The sequence below is a fragment of the Bdellovibrio sp. HCB288 genome, from assembly GCF_047305935.1.
Lineage (GTDB): Bacteria > Bdellovibrionota > Bdellovibrionia > Bdellovibrionales > Bdellovibrionaceae > Bdellovibrio.
This window is the reverse complement of the sequence record NZ_CP178619.1, coordinates 3,099,301-3,116,635: the sequence shown is the minus strand read 5'-3', so window position 1 is coordinate 3,116,635 and position 17,335 is coordinate 3,099,301. Positions and strand designations below refer to the sequence as shown.

Sequence of the window (17,335 nt, the reverse complement as noted above, 5' to 3'; positions counted from 1 at the left end):
TCACTTCATCCACTGTCTTACCTCTTGTGTCATCAAAGAAAGTGAGTTATAGAGGAGCACTTTAGAAATGTCAAAGTTCGAGGAGCCTCTTGCTATGAATCCAAGACTGAAAAATTCCAAAAAATGGACTAATTTTCCCAAAGAGTACTCAAATCAAATTCAGACGGTATTTAACGAAAATTTCGCTCAATACCTAGAGAATGCAGAGCTGATTATCGAAGGTCGTATCTACACCGAAGAGATAGTGCTGCGCGTCGGATATCATGAGGACGGCCGCCTGGCTCAGGCAAATTTTGAAGTTTCCATGAATTACTCTCAGGAACAACAAGATGCCATCACTCGTATTCACAACTGCGTGGACGCTGCTGCCTCCATGATGGTGGAATACTTTGAAAACGACGGCGAAGTGGACTTCCCGTACGTTTGGAAGGAAATCCCATTCCAGGGTAAAAAGCTTTACGTGCAATTCACGACTGAAAACTCCAACCTTGAAGCGGAAGCCAATAAACTCTTGGGCGTGGAAGACGACAGCATCGTTTATGAGGAATCGGAATCCGAAGATGCCCTGACTCGCGCAGAACAAAGCGAAGAGCTAAGCCCACCGCGAGACGACGAAGACTACGAAGATCACGGTGAAGAGTCAGAGTCGATTGAAGAAGACGATGACGACAATAAGGGTCCAAAAATGTTCAGCGGAAACAAAAAGAAGCTCCATTAGGAGCTTTTTTTTCGCCTCAAATCTGCTTCCAACATCCCCAGAAACTAAAAAGGCTCACCCCACATGGTGGAAGCGAGCCTAACCCCTCGATGAGAGATATTTAATTCAGACTAAAGATCTTGAACGCGAGCAAAGATTGCTGGAACTTCACTAAGGTTGTTCTTAGCGCGCATGATGATTTGGATAGCGTCTTTTTGAAGAAGCTTGCCTTGAGCCATTTTCTCACAAAGAAGACCTTCCAAAGGATCTGTGATCTCGTAAACTTCTTTGTATTGTGGCCATAGGTTTTTGATGTCGTTAGAACCACCCATGCAAAGTGGGATGTAATGGTCAATTTTGAAATCCTGACGATTCATCTGACGAGTGTGGAAACCCAACTGTTGATCGTATGCTGCGAAACGACCTTTTTTAGTTTGAGTATCAACGTTGCGCTCGCAATAGTTGATTTGCTCTGGGTAACGGTGCTCCGTCGGACGATTGCACAACGCACCAGGAGTCAGATTTTGATCTGGTCCAACTGGATAGTTATCTTGTGCAAAAGATGACAAGGAAACGACTAGAATCGCGCAAAGAACGAATAGGTTCTTCATATATCTCCAAATAGTCTGCCATTAAAACTGGTGGCAGGTAGAAACGTCGGACCATATTTCCGACATATATTTAGTGTTCAACTTGCGGCTACTGCTACCAATCCCATTTCCAGATTGCAATTCAAATTTGTACCACAAAATTTCGTGACGCGCCCCTGAATACTCTGCGACCCCAAATTAACATTTGTAAATCATCAATTCCCTTAACATTTCCCCAAAAACCGCCGGATTTTCATATGTTTATGCAGCGTGTAATTTGGCCAAAAAAAAGCCCCACTCCAAGAGTGAGGCCATCTTTAGCGTGCCGGAAAATTCGTTTTAACAAGGTGCCAGGAGGAAGCTGTACTGAAGGTACAGCGACGACGCAGCAACGCAGGTAAAACGGATTTGCTGGTGCGCCCTAGTACTCGTCGTCGTCTGAAACAGAACCACCCGAGTCGCCCATTCCGCGCACTTCTTCGATAAACGCGTTCGTATCCTCTTCAAATTCCCCTTCACCAGCTGATTCATCGATCTCAAGCTCTTGGATCGCAGCCAGGAAGTCCTTCTCAGTGCGAAGGTCACGGCGGATCATCTCAAGGAATTTATCCGGATAACGAGACGTCAATTCCTCAACGTAACGCTCCAGTTTTCCATCAGTAAGGATTTTCTTACGAACTTGGATTTTCTTCCAGAACAACAGGTAGTGATAACGGCAGTACACATCAACCACAGCCACTTGATCGCAATCGCGAGCACGGCAGTAGCGGCGACCTTCAGCATCCGTCAAAACGATCTCTTCGTCAGATTTGTCTTTCTCTTCCGCTGTCCAGTCCTCGATGACTTCGATTTCCTCTTCGGATTCCTCGACAGCCTTCAATTCCTCTTCGTACTCACCAATTTCGTCGCCCATCATGGCGTCGTCATCAGCGATAAAGTCGTCATCCATGTCGGATTCTTCTTTTTCCTTTTTGCCTTTACCTTTTTTCGGTGCTTTCGCATCTTTCTTAGGCGCTACGGCTTTTTCAGGAACAGGGGCTGGTGCCGCCTTCTTTTCGACTTTTTCCTTTTTGGAAACTTCGGCTTTAGTTTCTTTCACTTCCTTTACGGATTTCGCGGAAACTTTCGCTTTCGGTTCAACTTTGGCTTCGACTTTTTTCTTAACTTCCGGCTTTTTAGGAGCTGCCTTTACAGGTGCTTTCTCGGCCTTCTTTTTAACTACAGTCTTAGGCGCTGCCTTTTTAGGGGCTGGTTTAGACGCAGCTTTTACCGGCGCTTTTTTAGCGGGTTTGGCTGGAGTCTTTGCTGCGGGCTTCTTTTTTACGATTTTTGCCATAGTTTTACCTAGTTGACGATGATGAATGTACCTTCAAATACCTGAATCATAGAGCTTGGGCTGTCAACTCATTTTACTTGAATTGTTGTCTCTTGGCCGCGTACGGAAATGCTGCCTCTTTGTGCTGTGCCACGCAGACGCCCCCTTACGCTTTTCTCAGAGCTCAACTTGCTGACTCTGAGTTCGTTGGGAACGAAAATTTCTCCATCAACGGTGTATAGATTGACGCTAGCCCCCGAAGCCGCTGGAGAGATGATATTCACACGTCCGGCTTTTGATTTTACATCGACCTCTGAATCCAAAGTCATGTTGATGGTGACATTGCCATCTTGATTCTGCCCTTCAAGGCGCCCTTGAAACGCCTGTAAGCTCAGGCTCCCCTTGCCATTTTCAAATTGAATTGTTCCGGAACCCTGATTCACTTTTGCGGTCGCCTGCTGCGTCTTAAGCGAGACAAAGCCGCGAACTTTTTCCAGATTCAATTGCCCTGAGAACATCGAGGCATCCACGTCCCCTTGGATATTTTTTAAGCTCATGGCACCAGAGTATCCATCAGCGTTAACGCGCCCCACATGGTCAGCAACGCTGATCTCGCCCTTTTGCACATAGAGCTGCAAAGTACCTGTCCCATTGGCTGTGGCAACGCGTCCTGAAGTCATACTCACTTTCAGATCTTTGCTCCATCTTTGAGCAACAACGCTGCCACTTTTAAGCTGAACTTCCACTGGCACAGCAGCGCCGGAAATTTCGATCTTTTTCGCTTGGGAACTCGCTTTCGGCAAGATATTCATCCAGGTTTTCTTGCTCCCGAATTCATTCATGGAGACCTCAATGATATTCTCTTTTTTGGTAACCACATAGGCACCTTCAAAACCCGACTCTTCAACACCTGAGATTTTTACAGAATTTGCGCCGGGAGCTGCGACCAGTTGAACCTGGGCGTCGAGGCCCTTAATAACCAAACGAGTTCCTTCCTGCACAGGAGCCTCAAATGTGGCTGCCCAAAGAGGCTGAACGAAAAGACTTATCAAGATGACGGTGATCGCTGACATGCGTTGTCTCCAAATTCTGAAATATTGACTCAGACTCTATTTAAGTTAATTTTTTTTAGATTTTCAACATCAAGAGGTGAATTATGGAAAATGTAGTGATTGTCAGCAGCGTCAGAACTCCTGTCGCATCCTTTCAAGGTGGTTTCGGTGCAGTACCTGCTCCAAAACTGGGCGCCGCTGCGATTAAAGAAGCTTTGAATCGCGCCGGTGTCTCTCCAAATGAAATCGACGAAGTGATCATGGGTGAAGTACTGACTGCAGGCGTGGGACAAGCTCCAGCTCGTCAAGCTGCTCTATATGCGGGTCTTGGCAACAACACTCCATGCATGACGATTAATAAAGTTTGTGGGTCCGGCTTGAAAGCAGTCATGCTTGCTGCCGACAACATCAAACTTGGGAACACTAAAGTTGCTGTGGCTGGCGGTCAGGAAAACATGACCTTGGCTCCGCACTTGCTTGAAAATTCCCGTTCTGGTTACCGCATGGGACCAACACAAATGACTGACTCCATGATCAAAGATGGTCTTTGGGATCCGTACAATAATTTCCATATGGGAAATGCCGCAGAGATTTGCGTAAAAGAACATAACTTCACACGTGAGCAACAAGATGCTTTCGCGGTTGATTCTTATAAAAAAGCGCAAAAAGCCTGGGCTGATGGCGTATTCAAAAACGAAATCGTTCCGGTGACTGTTGCGGGCCGTAAAGGTGACGTGGTTATCGATAAAGACGAAGAACCATTCAACACCAACTTCGACAAAATTCCAGGGTTGAAACCGGCATTCGATAAAGCGGGCACAATCACGGCGGCAAATGCCTCCAAAATCAATGACGGGGGCGCAGCTCACGTTTTGATGTCTGAATCAGAAGCAAAAAAACGTGGCGCGAAACCTTTGGCAAAAATCGTGGCACACGGAACTTTCGCTCACGAACCCAAGTACTTCACAACAGCACCTGTTGGCGCGATCAAGAAAGCTTTGGATAAAGCGGGCTTGAAAGTGGGTGACATCGATCTTTGGGAAATCAACGAGGCTTTCGCAGTTGTCACTCAAGTAGCAATGAAGGAATTGGAAATCCCGGCAGAGAAAGTAAACGTACACGGCGGTGCCGTTGCCATCGGTCACCCTATCGGTGCTTCTGGTGCGCGCATTTTGACGACTTTGGTTCACGCTCTTCACACTCACAACAAACGCTATGGTTTGGCGACTTTGTGTATTGGTGGCGGCGAAGCAGTCGCATTGATCATTGAAAAAGCCTAACTGATAAGGGGCCCGACATCATGAGCAAAAAAGTTTATAAAGACGCCATGTCTGCCCTTGACGGGGTCAAAGACGGAATGACTTTGGTCGTTGGCGGCTTTGGTCTTTGTGGAATTCCCGAAAACTCCATCGCGGCCCTTGTTGAGCGCGGGGTTAAAAACCTGACGTGCGTTTCCAACAATGCCGGGGTGGATGATTTTGGATTGGGTTTGCTTTTGCAAAAACGTCAGATCAAAAAAATGATCTCTTCCTACGTAGGTGAAAACGCCCTCTTTGAAAAACAATACATGAGTGGCGAACTTGACCTTGAGTTCTGCCCTCAGGGCACTTTGGCAGAACGCATTCGGGCCGGCGGCGCTGGTATCGCCGGATTCTATACTCCAACAGGAGTTGGGACTCTGGTTGCGGAAGGCAAAGAAATTAAAAACTTTGATGGCCGCGACTATGTTCTTGAGCGCGGCATCGTTGGTGACTTTGCCTTGGTCAAAGCCTGGAAGGGCGACAAGTTCGGCAATCTGATCTTCAGAAAAACCGCGCGCAATTTCAATCCCATGGCTGCAACTGCGGGTAAAATCACAGTGGCAGAGGTTGAGGAATTGGTTGAAGTGGGAGAATTGGATCCGGATCAGGTTCACACTCCAGGCGTGTTCGTTCAAAGAATCTTTCAAGGAACGAACTATCAAAAACGCATCGAACAGCGCACAGTGAGTAAGGGATAGTTATGCCTTTAACAAGAGAACAAATTGCACAACGAATCTCCAAAGAAGTTCAGGATGGTTACTGCGTAAATCTTGGAATTGGCATTCCAACTTTGGTTGCCAACTACATTCCGAAAGGAATGTCCGTTATGTTACAGAGCGAAAACGGTCTTTTGGGAATGGGCGCTTACCCAACTGAAGACAAAGTCGACGCGGATCTGGTGAATGCCGGCAAACAAACTGTGACAGCAGTTCCAGGAGCGAGTTTCTTTTCCAGCGCAGACAGTTTTGCGATGATTCGTGGTGGCCACGTGGACCTTACAGTTTTGGGCGCCATGGAAGTCGATGAGCAAGGCTCCATCGCCAACTGGATGGTTCCTGGAAAAATGGTTAAGGGAATGGGCGGCGCCATGGATCTTGTAGCCGGTGCCCGCAATGTAATCGTAGCCATGCAACACACTGACAAAGAAGGAAACTCCAAACTTCGCACCAAGTGCACTCTGCCTTTGACTGGCATCAAGTGCATCAAGAAAATCGTCAGCGATTTCGGTGTGATCGAAGTGACAGATCAAGGATTCGTTTTAAAAGAATATGCTCCTGATTTATCACCAGAAAAAGTTCTTGCTGCGACAGAGGGCAAAATGACAATTGCGCCTGACTGCAAAGCGATGACGTTCTAAGGTAAGTCCGTACCTACGTCCAGCCTCCTTCCTACAAATTGCCCTGAACTTTTGTTTCAGGGATACTAAATACAACAATTTCTCGGGAAGGATCTGGGCGTGGCTGAGGCTAAGAAGCTTGCAAAAGACAATTACTTGTTTCGTGAGGGTGATGCAGCGGATGCGATGTACATCATTAAATCCGGTCTGTTGGCTGTAACGAAAACCAAAGGCCAATCTGAAGTCATGCTTGCCGAAATTAATCCTGGCGCCATGGTTGGCGAGATGGGCTTGTTCGACAACAAACCTCGCAGCGCAAATGTCAAAGCCATCAAGGAAACTGAAGTCATTGCCCTGCCCTATGACTCTTTGAACAAACAGCTCGATCAGTTACCAGTATGGGTTCGCGCGATTTTAAAAAATTTGAATGAAACCATTCGTGAATCCAATAAAAAGATCAAACAACTTGAAACTGCAAATGCAGATGAAGAGCGCTTCCCACCTCACGTGATCAATAAATTCATGTCGATCCTGAATTTCGTGTTTAATAAATACGGAAAACCGGAAGCCACTGGCGTCAGTATTTCCTCTGTTCTGCTTCGCAATTACACGATTCAGATTTTCCAGGAAGCCACAAATAAAATGACCGCGATGGTGAATGCCCTGACTGAACTGGGTTATCTGACACAGGAAGATCGTGGCGACGGAACACAGAAAATTACCAACCTCAAAGCGGCCGAGTTATTTGCATTTGTTGATTGGTACAACGACTGGTTGTTTAAACAGGAAAAAGACCGCAAAGAACCACTGACAGAACAAGAATGCAAAGTTCTGAATGCACTGATTCTATTTGCGAAAAAAATCCCGACCGACAACAAAGGTCTGAACAAAGTTGATTTAAGTGTTGTGCAAAATGAATCCATGAAGGAAGTCGGCGCACTGATTAAACCCGACGATGCCAACAGCCTGGTTGAGAAAAAATACCTGGGCGACAAGATCATGGACGGCACATCCGTCTTCGCTCCAGTGGAGCTTCCCTTCGTCGAACCGCAAGCCCAAAACTGGTCCCTGGTAAACAATCTGAAAAAGAAACTTCGTTAGAAAATTAAAAAGGCTTTAGTTCACCACTAAAGCCTTTTTTTTAATTTGAACTAATCGATATTTGGATCGGTTTGACAGCGCAGTGGCAACTGCTCATCCGGCAATCTTACCAGGCTCTCTGCGCCCACAGTGTGAACATAGAGTGAGTTTGTTTTGATGCCACTCGCGATAGGCTGCCCCAGAGTAAGGATCACCTTATCACCGGTTTTGGACAAACCATGAGTCACCAACAACTTATCCACTTCAGACAAAATGTCTTCCATGTTTTTATAAGGTTTGATCGCGTGAGTTTGAATACCCCAGTTCAATTCCATCGAGTTCAACACTTCATGGTGCTGAGTCACAGAAATGATGCGCGCCTTGGGACGGAAGCTGGAAATGATGCTTGCTGTTTTACCTGTGCTGGTTAAACAGATGATTGCCGTGGCATTCAACTTCAACGCGCTCAAAGAGGCACTGGCAGCAATAGCCGCAGGCGTGCTCAAGAACTCACTTTCAAGAGAGATCTTATAGTACTTCTCTTCGTTGCGCTCAACTTCCAGAATGATCTCATGCATGGTGCGAATAGCTTTAAATGGATGTTTACCACTTGCTGATTCAGCCGACAGCATCAAGGCATCAGAACCATCCAAAACCGCATTGGCCACGTCTGTGATTTCAGCACGCGTTGGACGAGGATTCTCAATCATACTCTCAAGCATCTGAGTCGCCGTGATTACCGGACGCCCCAACTGATTGCAGACATTGATGATACGTTTTTGGAAACCCGGAAGACGACTTTGACCCACTTCTACAGCAAGGTCTCCACGAGCCACCATGACAGCGTCTGAAAGACGGCAGATCTCTTCAAGATTCTCCAAGGCCTCAATCATTTCAATTTTAGCAATGATCTTCGCCTGTGAGCCACGGGATTCGATGATTTCACGCAGTTTGCGAATATCACGGGCATGGCGCACGAAACTTAAAGCGATATAGTCAACTTTGTTGGCAATACCAAATTCAAGATCCTCAAGATCTTTCGGAGTCATCGGATCCACCGGCAAATTCACACCTGGCAGATTCATACCTTTACGATCCTTCAGGATGCCGCCGTCGATAACAACAACGTCAACCTCTTCACCACGAACCTGCAATACTTCGACTTGCATAAGGCCGTCATCCAAAAGAATGCGCGTGCCTGGCGAACAAGCCAGTGGAAGCTCTTTAAAGTCAGATGGAATCAATCCTTGACGTCCTAATACCGGAGCCGTCGTGAAGGTGAACTTCTCACCAGGCTTAATCTCAATTTTTCCGTTTTCAATTTTTCCGACACGAACCTTTGGCCCCTGCAAATCCTGAAGAATTGTCACGGGAGCATTCATGTCCTTGGAAAGTTTACGAAGTGAGTGAATCACTTTTAAATGATCTTCATGGGTCCCGTGAGAAAAGTTAAGGCGAGCCACATTCATGCCCGCCTTAATTGCTTTTTCTAGGTTTTTCTCATCACGAGTAGACGGCCCGATGGTCGCCACAATCTTTGCTCGTCGGTCTGCTAACATTGAAACTACGCCTTCCTAGAGTATGCACTCATCTTTGTAGACAAGTTTTGCATATCCTCCTGGTGGCGTCTATTCATTCTATCAAGTTGATCTTGGTGCGACTCGCTGAGTTGCGCAAGCTTTGCTTCATACTGCATAGTTACAGATTCTTTTTCGTTCTTGGAAGCCTTGCCTTGATTGTCCATACGCTGACCGTACATGCGCTCAAGACGCTTTACCTCTTTGTCCTGATTGTCTTTAAGTTTTGTGATTTTGTCCTCGTAGGACTTCACAGTTTGTTCAAGACGCGAATTGAAGCTCTGCTCCATGCCACGGAATCGCTCTGTCATGGCCTTGTTTGTAGCGATCTGATCCTCTGCAAAACGCTGACGTTGACCATCCATGCGTTGCGAATAGTTGTCTTCCATTTGTTCCAGGGAACTACCGTAGTACTCACCCAATCTTTTTGCATTATTTGAAGACAAATCCGTAATTTTCTTAACGCGGGACTCAGCCGTGGAGTTCACTTGGATCATTTGATCCTCGTGTTGCTGTTTCATAGTTTCACGATCCAGGGAGCTGCGTGCATTTGCAACATTGGCCTGTGATTGATATTCACGATCCACATTGCGCAATAGCTGCGCATTCTTGTGGTTCATTTTGTCAACTCGCTCATCCGACAGTTCGCGCATACGATGAACAGCATCTTCACGGCGCTGATCCACCAAATCCAACTGCTTTTCATATGCTTGTGTCAGATTCTTTCTTTCAATACCACGCAGTTTTTCATTCTTGGCCATCTCGTTATTCAACTTGCTGTTCAAACGTTGAATTTGCGAGTCCTTGGAGCGCACCTGAGTGTTAATTCTTTCATTTACAGTGTCGCGGAATTCCGCATTTTGACCATCCAAGGTTTCCATTTTGCGCTCCAAAGTATTGTGATACTTGTCACGCACACGGTTCAACTCGGAGTCCATCACCACCTGCTTCATCTGCAGATTGTCTGAATATGTCTCTTTACCATTGGTAATAATATCGGAAATTTTCTGCTGGTATGACTCTTTGTCGTTCTCGCGCATCGTCTCGCTTTGCTTGATACGGCCCTCGTAAGACTTTCTCATCTCGTTCATAGCACGATTTTTTGTGGCCACTTCCTGCTGATGAGAAGACGCCATAGCGTTTCTTTCTTTCTCATGAGCATCGTTCAGTCGACGCGCATTGTTTGCAACATTCTGACGTGCTTTTTCACGATTTTCATCTGTCGATCGCTGCAACTGCTCATCACGGCTTTTGATTTCCGTGTTCAACTGCCCCACCAGATTGTTCTTTTGTGATTCATTCACTTCTTTTTGCTTACTTAGTTGAGCTTCATAGGAATTACGCAACAGAGCGCGATCATTGTAGGATTCTTCAGTCTTATTGCGCAAAGATTCGCGATAAGTATTACGAACTTCATCAATTTTACGGTTGTTATCCAGATCCTTGTCGGTCAACAAATCACGATTACGCTCTTTCAGAGAGTCGATTTTATTTTCATAGTTATCAGTGATGGATTTCACTTCGTCGTGATAACGTTGCTCAAGGCGTTTGATTTCCGCATTACGGCGCTTGGTATTCTCGGTTTCCCGATTTTCATACTCTTCACGAGTTTGTCTGATTTTTTCGTCCTGGCGCGAGCGGTCTGATGAAATAGAAGACATCCTATCCTCCCCAGCCTGCAGAATAGCATGCGGAAGGCAAAGAAACTTCAGGACTCTGAGCTGGTTAAATAAAAACAGGACCTAGGTTTGAGGGATTTATCGGTCAAAAGCCCGCTGGAACATGAGCTCCCGGGTTTTTTGGCGCTCAGCCTGGGCTTCACGCTTTTTTTCTTCCTCAATGCGGCGAGCCTCTTCCACGGAAGCCAGCTGTCGAAGCGCGATCTTTTCATACAGACTCGCGCCACGCTCACTAAGATCCGCCCAATTGCCCCGCAAATGCGAAACTTCAGATTTAAACTGTTCTTTGGTACCCACAAACAATTGATTCCACTGAAGCAGATGATCTTTCAAATCCACGGTCTGGATCATGCCAAACTCATTCTTACCCTTGGAGTTGATCCCAGAAACCCAAAACTCGAACCCCCCCGGAACTTCCAGTTTTTTACCATCTCGAAGCACTACATGGAGTTCCGCATCGATATTGCGCACAATCTGCTTTTCACCACGCTCAATGATCCAGTACTGACCATGGGAGGATTTTGCTGTCATGAAGGGCGTTTCCACCTGAACACCAGGTGCGGACTCAACCCATAAAACACCTTTTACCAAACGCCACTTTTCCTGCGAAAGACGCACCAAAGTGGATTTTTCTCCTGCATGAATTTTCAAATTACCCTGTTTTAGATGAAACGCGGGTCCCACCACATGCAATGCACAGCTTTCAGAGGACTTCAGGCAGGCTGCCGGCTCCTGCAACGTATCCGCGGAAGCCCGAACCCGAACCTCCACCTGAAACGCCAGCAAAAACATGAAAATCTGAAAGAACTTTTTCATTATTTGAATTCCACGCTGTTCGCCAGTTTGCGGGCCTGTTTGCGCAGATCCTCATTTTTAAAATTCTTCAGAACTGTATTGTAAACTTCAGCGGCTTCATCGACTTGATTGTTGTACTCACTGATTTGCCCCATACGCAGCAAAATGAACCCGGTAAGGTCACTTTCAGGATACTGAGTCACCATGTCGTCAATCTGCGCCAGAGAGCTACGGAAGTCTTTTTTAAGAAAGTAACTTTCAGCAATGAAAAAGTGCGCCTCAACCCCGTGCGAACTTAAAGGATACTTCTCAAGCAAGCCATTAAACTCACTGATAGCCTTGTCATAATTCTTTTGATTGAAGTATTTTTTCGCACGCTCATAAACAACAGGCGACAAATCAACCTTGGACTCACTGGCTGGAGTACGCACCGCCGCAGCAAGATTGTTCAATTCATACTTTGCCTGAAGGGTTTTATCACCCGGAAGCGCCTGGGCCACAGCCTGTTGAAAGTCTTTAAGCTGATAAGTTAAAAGGGAATTATCAAACTGCTCTTGTTCAATTTTTTTATTAAGAGCAGAGATCTGGATTTCGTATTTCTGATGGCCGTTAAAATGCCCCACCAATACGCCATAGACGGCCACGATACCAATAGTGAGGCACAAACAGAAAACCACAAAGATTGAGTTCTGATTCTTCATGCCCCACTTATCGGCGGGAAACAGCTAAAAATTGAGACTGTATTATTTTGAGACTGGCGTCTGGACCTTGGTATAAACCACTTCTGCATCCAAGTCAGACCACTTGCCGTTCTTCATCTGCTTTACCGGCACGCGACCCTTCAAAACGCGCAAAGTCCTGTCTTTATCGGAGTACCAAAAATGCACTGGATCCACGAGGGCAGCGATCACGAAACTGGTTGGCTTCATCTGCAGCTCCATCAGTTTTTCACCGGCCACTTCAGTTTCACCGACTTTTTTCAGGGTGAATCCCACAGTCTCCAGTCGATCCCAAACCGCATAGCGGACACTGATGGAGCTTCCCTTTTGAAATTCCTCCCAGTGAGACAAAACGAAGGGTGCAAAATTTGCCGTACTCAGCAGAATCCCTTTGGACTTCTCTTCACTTGTTTTCGTTTTGCCATCAGACCCTTCATATTCAAATTTGATTTTGTCACCCTCCAAAGTGATGCGTCCTTTTTCGCCCGTCTGAGATCTTACAATTTCATAACTGACAAATTTGTCACCTGCTGCAGCGCCTTTTTCGACCACCACAACTTTTCCTTGTGTGTCACGAAACTCGCCGTGCATGCGTGTTTCGGCCCCCTGTGGAGTAATTTCCAGATTCAAATCGTAGAGCTTTTGCTTTCGATCTGACTTCAAATCAAACAATTCAGCGGCCACTTTTTGTTGCGCAGATAAAGTCAATGGAAACAATATAACGATAAAAACCTTAAGCAAATTTGCCATATTTAAATCTCCTTATTTCCGTAAAATATCTTGACCAAATTCATTCTCAAACTTAGTGTCTGTCCCCTGCTCTGAAAGGGAAGATGGCAATGAATAAAGCTCAACTCATCGACATCGTGGCTGAACGTACAAAATCCACGAAAGCTCAATCTGAAAATATTCTTGACGCCACCCTTCGTGTTATTCAGGAGGCCTTAAAAAAAGGTGACGAGGTCAAACTCGTTGGCTTTGGAACATTCTCCAAAGCCACTCGCAAGCCCCGTCAGGGCCGCAATCCAAAAACCGGCCAGGCAGTCAAAATTCCCAGCGCCCACGTACCAAGATTCAAACCAGGCAAGGATCTTAAAGACTCTCTGAACTAAGCTGATCTGAGCTGATGCAGCTGTAGTACTCAGGACGGTCTTTAACCTGACACCAGCCGCTTAAGCCGCTCTTCCAGATAAGTTGGTACGGCGAAATTCGCCCAGCCTTCAAACCTGCTTTAATATCTGCCACGGAATAAGGTCCTTCCTGCAATGGCACACCGCCATTTTGCCCGACAAGCACTACCCACTCCTGCGCTTCTTCATTGATAGACATACCTGGTATAAAAGATTGCCCAGCCGGAAACAGCGTCAACTCAAAGACACCCCAATCGGCCGCTGCTTTCCAGACATCCCCTTTGCTTTCATCCAAAATCAAATCTTGAAAACCGACTTCGCCACGATGAATGAAAGCACGCATTTCTTCCAGACTGTAAGGCCCTTGGGGTCTTAAATTCACACTTCGAAACCAGGTTTTCTTCATAGCTTTTCCTTTTTGCTTTGAAAGGGAGCTGGCAGTGATTCCACCACCTCTAAGATGCCATAATAAGCTGCTTCAAAATTCTTGTTATCCATGGGTTTTTGCAGAAACGAAGCCAAAGCTGACACTTTTAAAAGCTTCTTTTGGTACCCGTTAAACAAACGCTCCCCCATCATGCCACCCAACAAAGTTGCCGCCACCATATAGCTTAATTTTCGCCGAGGCCGGGCTTGCAGGCGATGACCGGGAACCCCCGTGATGACCATGAGTTCATGCATTTTTTGCGCAAGAGCCAGCTGCAGAGCCTCTTTACCGATCTCCGAGGACTCCTTGTGCACCAGACTTGCCTTGATGTCGGCGATCGTGTCTGTTTTTCTTTTTGGATTGATCATCTTTGAGCCGAAATACGCAACGGCTTCCATCCAAATCAAGCGCAGGAAATCCTGAGGAACCTCACTGAACAGTGTTTTTGCTTCGCTCACTTGCGCATGCACGTAGTGCATCGCCAAAGTTGCCGCATGATTCACTGTTCCCCGTGCCAGATAGGCCGCGCTGATCTCAGGAAGGTAAAAGGAATTTTCATCCTCAATCAGGCGCTGAATCCACAGCTGTTTTTTTGCGTCATAGTGCTCGCGCACTTGAGACCAGAAAGAATCATCATGAGCGGTGTAAACTGAAAGCCCTGACAAAGACACCTTCAAACCCAGCTCATCCGCCATGATTTTCACATAACGACCCACATGGTCCGTGAAATCCACGGGTGCAAAGTCAGAATCCTCGTCATCATCCCAATCGTCATCGTCTTCTTCATCACTGGTAAAGTGCAAACCTTCATCGTAGGCCTGTTCCAGATACATCAGATAGTTCTGCCACTTCACCCATGGCGGAACGCTCATCAAACAAAAAGTGTTTCGATTGATACGAATCAGATCCGTACTGCCCTCTTCACCCTTTTTAAGCAGCTGAAAATAAAGTTTGTCGGAGTTTTGAAACAGACTCAGTACTTTTTTAGCGAACGGTTTACCCAGATTTTTTTGAATTTCGAAGGGAATGTGCGCGCTGGCTAAATGCAAATCCCCGTACACCACAAAAATCAGGCTTTCGGGATGGCTCATCGTCAAATCAGAGATTTTTTTACCCGCAAAAACATCCCGGGACTTCAGGGTCGTGGCATTTCGTTTGGCGAACGCTTTATTCAACCCAAAAACTGGAATTTTATTCTTTTGTGCATAACGCAGAATCGGACGATAGTGCTCCCAGGGAAAGCCCCATTTGGCTTCCCACTGAATGGACTTCAGAAAATCCTTTTCGGACATTTTCCCCGACATAAACTTATCAATTTTTAATTGATCGGCAGCATCAAAAAACTCAACCGCCAAAACAAGGGGTCGATTTTTGGGAATATTACGCAGCACCCGCAACTGCGCCTTTTGAGACTGATGAAGTGCGTGAAAATCCCCCATGAGAACCACTTGAGAATCAGCAATCTGATCCCAAAGTTCGGCATGCTCAGCAGCTTGCCACTTCCGCGAGAACTCATTTTGATATGTTTTATGATAGCGCATCAGCTCGGGGGTGTCCTCCCCCAGACGATGACGAACCTGTTTCTCCATCTGCAGATAGAGGTCTTTGCGAATGCGAATCCACTTTTGTATGTCGTTCAAAGCTGTCTTCCTTGATAGCGGCTTTAATTTTTGCATAAAATTCGTTGATTTCAAACATGATTCTAAGATTCAATAAGGCATGAAAAACACATCAAGCAAAAACATGTTCCTTCTTGTGGCCGTGATCGCAACCCTGATTGCCATCGGCTTTCACACCTACCTGACTCAACACTTTTACGCTGTGAAGTTTGGAACCCTTGAGGGCACATCCGTTTGTAACGTGAGCAGCACCTTTAATTGCGACACTGTGACTGCCAGTAAGTTTGCCTCTTTTCTTGGCATCCCTATGGCTATGTGGGGCGTTGCCGCCAATTTGATTCTACTTTTCCTTTTGTGCATAACTCGTTGGAATCTCACACTAGATCGCGACAAGACTTCGCGCTATGCCTTCCTTATGTCCATCCTGGTTCTTTTGGGATCCGTGGTTATGGGAGTAATCTCCATTACATCCATGACGGCATACTGCCTATTCTGTATTGGAACATACATCTTATCTCTGATTTCATTCGTTGGAGCATGGAAAGGGGCAACAAACCCAACCATCAGCAACCTGACTGAAGATATCAAGGACGCGTTCGTCAGTGATAAATGGTTCCTGGGCAGTTTGGTCGCAATCCCGGTCATCGCTTTCATCGCAAATCTTATGTACACAGAAACCAAAGGTTTCGGCGATATGGAGAAAATCTCCAAAGAGCGCGTAGGCTATTGGACAATGGCTCCGGAGCAACAATTCGACAACTCCAAAGGCCTGACTTTACAAATGGGCTCCGAGCCAGCAGTTATGACCATTGTTGAATTCGCGGATTTCTTCTGCCCGCATTGCAAACATGCAGCCCCACCAATTCACTCTTTTGTTAAAGGTCACACAGATGTGAAGTTGGTTTTCAAACCATTCCCTATTGATGGCACTTGTAACAAAGCCGTTCAAGGTGGTGGTGATGGAGTCCGCTGCGGACTTGCAGCCTCTGTATTCTGTGCAGATAAAATTGCCCAAAAAGGCTGGACTGCTCACGATTTCATCTTTGAAAAACAAGCTGAATTCATGGGCGCTCCGATTTTAGATAAACTATTGGATCAAGTTGCAACGGCAACTGGCATTCCTGCCGATGAACTTAAAAAGTGCTCTAGCGATACTGCAACACTGGAGCTGATCAGTGGAATGGCAAAAGAGGGTGAGACCGCTCAGATCCAAGGAACTCCCACTGTTTTTGTAAATGGAAAGCTACTCACCGGCGGACAATCTAAACCGGTACTTGAAGAAGTTTACAGAGCTATCAAGAAATAGAATAAAAAAAGCCACCCTTGAGGTGGCTTTTTTTTACAACCCGACCAGTCCAACCAGCCAGTTCGCCAACCTGCCAAAGGCATCATCAAAGACAATGATACTTGTCGACGCCAAACCGTTTACGATATCCAACCAAAAAGCCAGAATAACGATCCCCAACGAAGCCGCACACAAGGCGCGAACCACATAAATCGTGGATCGGGCATCAGCGATACGCAAATCAGTCTGAATTTTTTCAATAGTTTTAAGAATATACTGCAGCTCTTTAAAGTGCTCTTTAAATTTCTCGCGCAACTCTTGTTGCTTGGCGCGAGTTAAAGAATTGATCCCAGGGAAACCACGCTTGGCCTTGATTGCATATATAAGGTCGATGCCGTGATGAATATAGCGAGTTACTTTGCCTTTGAAATCAGGATAGTCAGATGGCGCCTCCAAGAAGTCTTTCAACTCCTCAATCGCCCGATCATAGCGCTCTGCCAAAACCCATGTCAGAATTTTAAAGCGAAAAGACTCGGGATTACCCAAATCCGTACGATCCACCGTGCCCATATCAAATAGACCGGCGTCGTTGTTTTTATTTTCACTTGCCACAGCGGCATTATCTTTAATTGCAGGAACTGCCATATCTTTCTTTTCGGACTTTCCCAGCAAAGATTGAAGCTCATTTATTACTACCAAGGTCCAGTCTTAAGCCTTTGGTTTGACGGACTCG

At 46.1% G+C, this 17,335-nt stretch carries 18 protein-coding genes and 1 riboswitch; of the genes, 7 read left to right on the top strand and 11 right to left on the bottom strand.

Translation table 11 applies throughout. From position 1 onward, the window contains the following. The first annotated feature begins 67 nt into the window (after positions 1 to 67). Entirely contained in the window at positions 68 to 718 is a 651-nt protein-coding gene (locus ACLVWR_RS15275; RefSeq protein WP_413581476.1) for a hypothetical protein, read from the top strand. Between the two features lie 110 nt (positions 719 to 828). On the opposite strand, the gene ACLVWR_RS15270 is transcribed toward ACLVWR_RS15275, so the two are convergent. From ACLVWR_RS15270 to ACLVWR_RS15260, 3 genes are all read right to left on the bottom strand, one after another. Then, positions 829 to 1,308: a hypothetical protein gene (locus ACLVWR_RS15270; protein WP_413581475.1), complete on the bottom strand. Its 480-nt coding sequence runs from the start codon at positions 1,306 to 1,308 to the stop codon at positions 829 to 831. Further along, positions 1,300 to 1,400, bottom strand: a riboswitch (purine riboswitch). (Overlaps the previous gene by 9 nt.) A gap of 308 nt (positions 1,401 to 1,708) precedes the next feature. Beyond that, on the bottom strand, positions 1,709 to 2,623 hold the full coding sequence (locus tag ACLVWR_RS15265; protein ID WP_413581474.1) for a hypothetical protein: 915 nt from the start codon (positions 2,621 to 2,623) through the stop codon (positions 1,709 to 1,711). Between the two features lie 68 nt (positions 2,624 to 2,691). Next, on the bottom strand, positions 2,692 to 3,675 hold the full coding sequence (locus ACLVWR_RS15260) for a DUF4097 family beta strand repeat-containing protein (RefSeq protein WP_413581473.1): 984 nt from the start codon (positions 3,673 to 3,675) through the stop codon (positions 2,692 to 2,694). Between the two features lie 83 nt (positions 3,676 to 3,758). Between ACLVWR_RS15260 and ACLVWR_RS15255 the strand changes: the two genes are divergently transcribed. The 4 genes from ACLVWR_RS15255 (at position 3,759) to ACLVWR_RS15240 (ending at position 7,392) form a co-directional block, all read left to right on the top strand. Beyond that, on the top strand, positions 3,759 to 4,934 hold the full coding sequence (locus ACLVWR_RS15255) for a thiolase family protein (protein WP_413581472.1): 1,176 nt from the start codon (positions 3,759 to 3,761) through the stop codon (positions 4,932 to 4,934). A 20-nt stretch (positions 4,935 to 4,954) separates the two neighbouring features. After that, entirely contained in the window at positions 4,955 to 5,653 is a 699-nt protein-coding gene (locus tag ACLVWR_RS15250) for a CoA transferase subunit A (RefSeq protein WP_340597478.1), read from the top strand. 2 nt (positions 5,654 to 5,655) lie between these two features. Further along, the gene (locus tag ACLVWR_RS15245; protein WP_340597479.1) at positions 5,656 to 6,312 is read left to right on the top strand and encodes a CoA transferase subunit B; all 657 of its coding nucleotides are present in this window, start codon (positions 5,656 to 5,658) and stop codon (positions 6,310 to 6,312) included. A gap of 99 nt (positions 6,313 to 6,411) precedes the next feature. Then, a complete protein-coding gene (locus ACLVWR_RS15240) occupies positions 6,412 to 7,392 on the top strand; it encodes a Crp/Fnr family transcriptional regulator (RefSeq protein WP_413581471.1) in 981 nt (326 codons plus the stop codon). 50 nt (positions 7,393 to 7,442) lie between these two features. Here the strand turns inward: ACLVWR_RS15240 and pyk are convergent, their stop codons facing one another. The 5 genes from pyk to ACLVWR_RS15215 form a co-directional block, all read right to left on the bottom strand. Then, entirely contained in the window at positions 7,443 to 8,930 is a 1,488-nt protein-coding gene (gene pyk / locus ACLVWR_RS15235; protein ID WP_413581470.1) for a pyruvate kinase, read from the bottom strand. A gap of 5 nt (positions 8,931 to 8,935) precedes the next feature. Further along, positions 8,936 to 10,609 carry a hypothetical protein gene (locus tag ACLVWR_RS15230; RefSeq protein ID WP_413581469.1) on the bottom strand — a complete coding sequence of 558 codons (1,674 nt, stop codon included), beginning with the start codon at positions 10,607 to 10,609 and terminating at the stop codon, positions 8,936 to 8,938. A 96-nt stretch (positions 10,610 to 10,705) separates the two neighbouring features. Next, positions 10,706 to 11,443 (bottom strand): hypothetical protein, encoded by a 738-nt coding sequence (locus tag ACLVWR_RS15225; protein ID WP_413581468.1) that lies wholly within the window; start codon positions 11,441 to 11,443, stop codon positions 10,706 to 10,708. Beyond that, positions 11,443 to 12,123, bottom strand: a complete 681-nt coding sequence (locus ACLVWR_RS15220) for a tetratricopeptide repeat protein (protein WP_413581467.1) — start codon at positions 12,121 to 12,123, stop codon at positions 11,443 to 11,445. Before ACLVWR_RS15220 ends, ACLVWR_RS15225 begins: the two co-directional genes overlap by 1 nt. A 42-nt stretch (positions 12,124 to 12,165) precedes the next feature. Beyond that, positions 12,166 to 12,891, bottom strand: coding sequence for a hypothetical protein (locus tag ACLVWR_RS15215; protein WP_413581466.1), 726 nt, complete (start codon positions 12,889 to 12,891; stop codon positions 12,166 to 12,168). Between the two features lie 89 nt (positions 12,892 to 12,980). Here ACLVWR_RS15215 and ACLVWR_RS15210 point away from each other — a divergent pair, with 89 nt between their 5' ends. Next, on the top strand, positions 12,981 to 13,253 hold the full coding sequence (locus ACLVWR_RS15210) for an HU family DNA-binding protein (protein WP_340597486.1): 273 nt from the start codon (positions 12,981 to 12,983) through the stop codon (positions 13,251 to 13,253). Here the strand turns inward: ACLVWR_RS15210 and ACLVWR_RS15205 are convergent. Both ACLVWR_RS15205 and ACLVWR_RS15200 read right to left on the bottom strand, forming a co-directional pair. Next, positions 13,234 to 13,677 carry a GYF domain-containing protein gene (locus ACLVWR_RS15205; protein WP_413581465.1) on the bottom strand — a complete coding sequence of 148 codons (444 nt, stop codon included), beginning with the start codon at positions 13,675 to 13,677 and terminating at the stop codon, positions 13,234 to 13,236. The genes ACLVWR_RS15210 and ACLVWR_RS15205 overlap by 20 nt on opposite strands. Beyond that, on the bottom strand, positions 13,674 to 15,338 hold the full coding sequence (locus tag ACLVWR_RS15200) for a ChaN family lipoprotein (protein WP_413581464.1): 1,665 nt from the start codon (positions 15,336 to 15,338) through the stop codon (positions 13,674 to 13,676). Before ACLVWR_RS15200 ends, ACLVWR_RS15205 begins: the two co-directional genes overlap by 4 nt. 79 nt (positions 15,339 to 15,417) lie before the next feature. On the opposite strand from ACLVWR_RS15200, the gene ACLVWR_RS15195 reads away from it, so the two are divergent. Continuing rightward, the gene (locus ACLVWR_RS15195) at positions 15,418 to 16,623 is read left to right on the top strand and encodes a DsbA family protein (protein WP_413581463.1); all 1,206 of its coding nucleotides are present in this window, start codon (positions 15,418 to 15,420) and stop codon (positions 16,621 to 16,623) included. A gap of 33 nt (positions 16,624 to 16,656) precedes the next feature. Here ACLVWR_RS15195 and ACLVWR_RS15190 read toward each other — a convergent pair whose 3' ends face one another. Further along, complete coding sequence (locus ACLVWR_RS15190; protein WP_413581462.1) at positions 16,657 to 17,247, bottom strand: hypothetical protein; 591 nt, start codon at positions 17,245 to 17,247, stop codon at positions 16,657 to 16,659. Between the last annotated feature and the right edge of the window lie 88 nt (positions 17,248 to 17,335).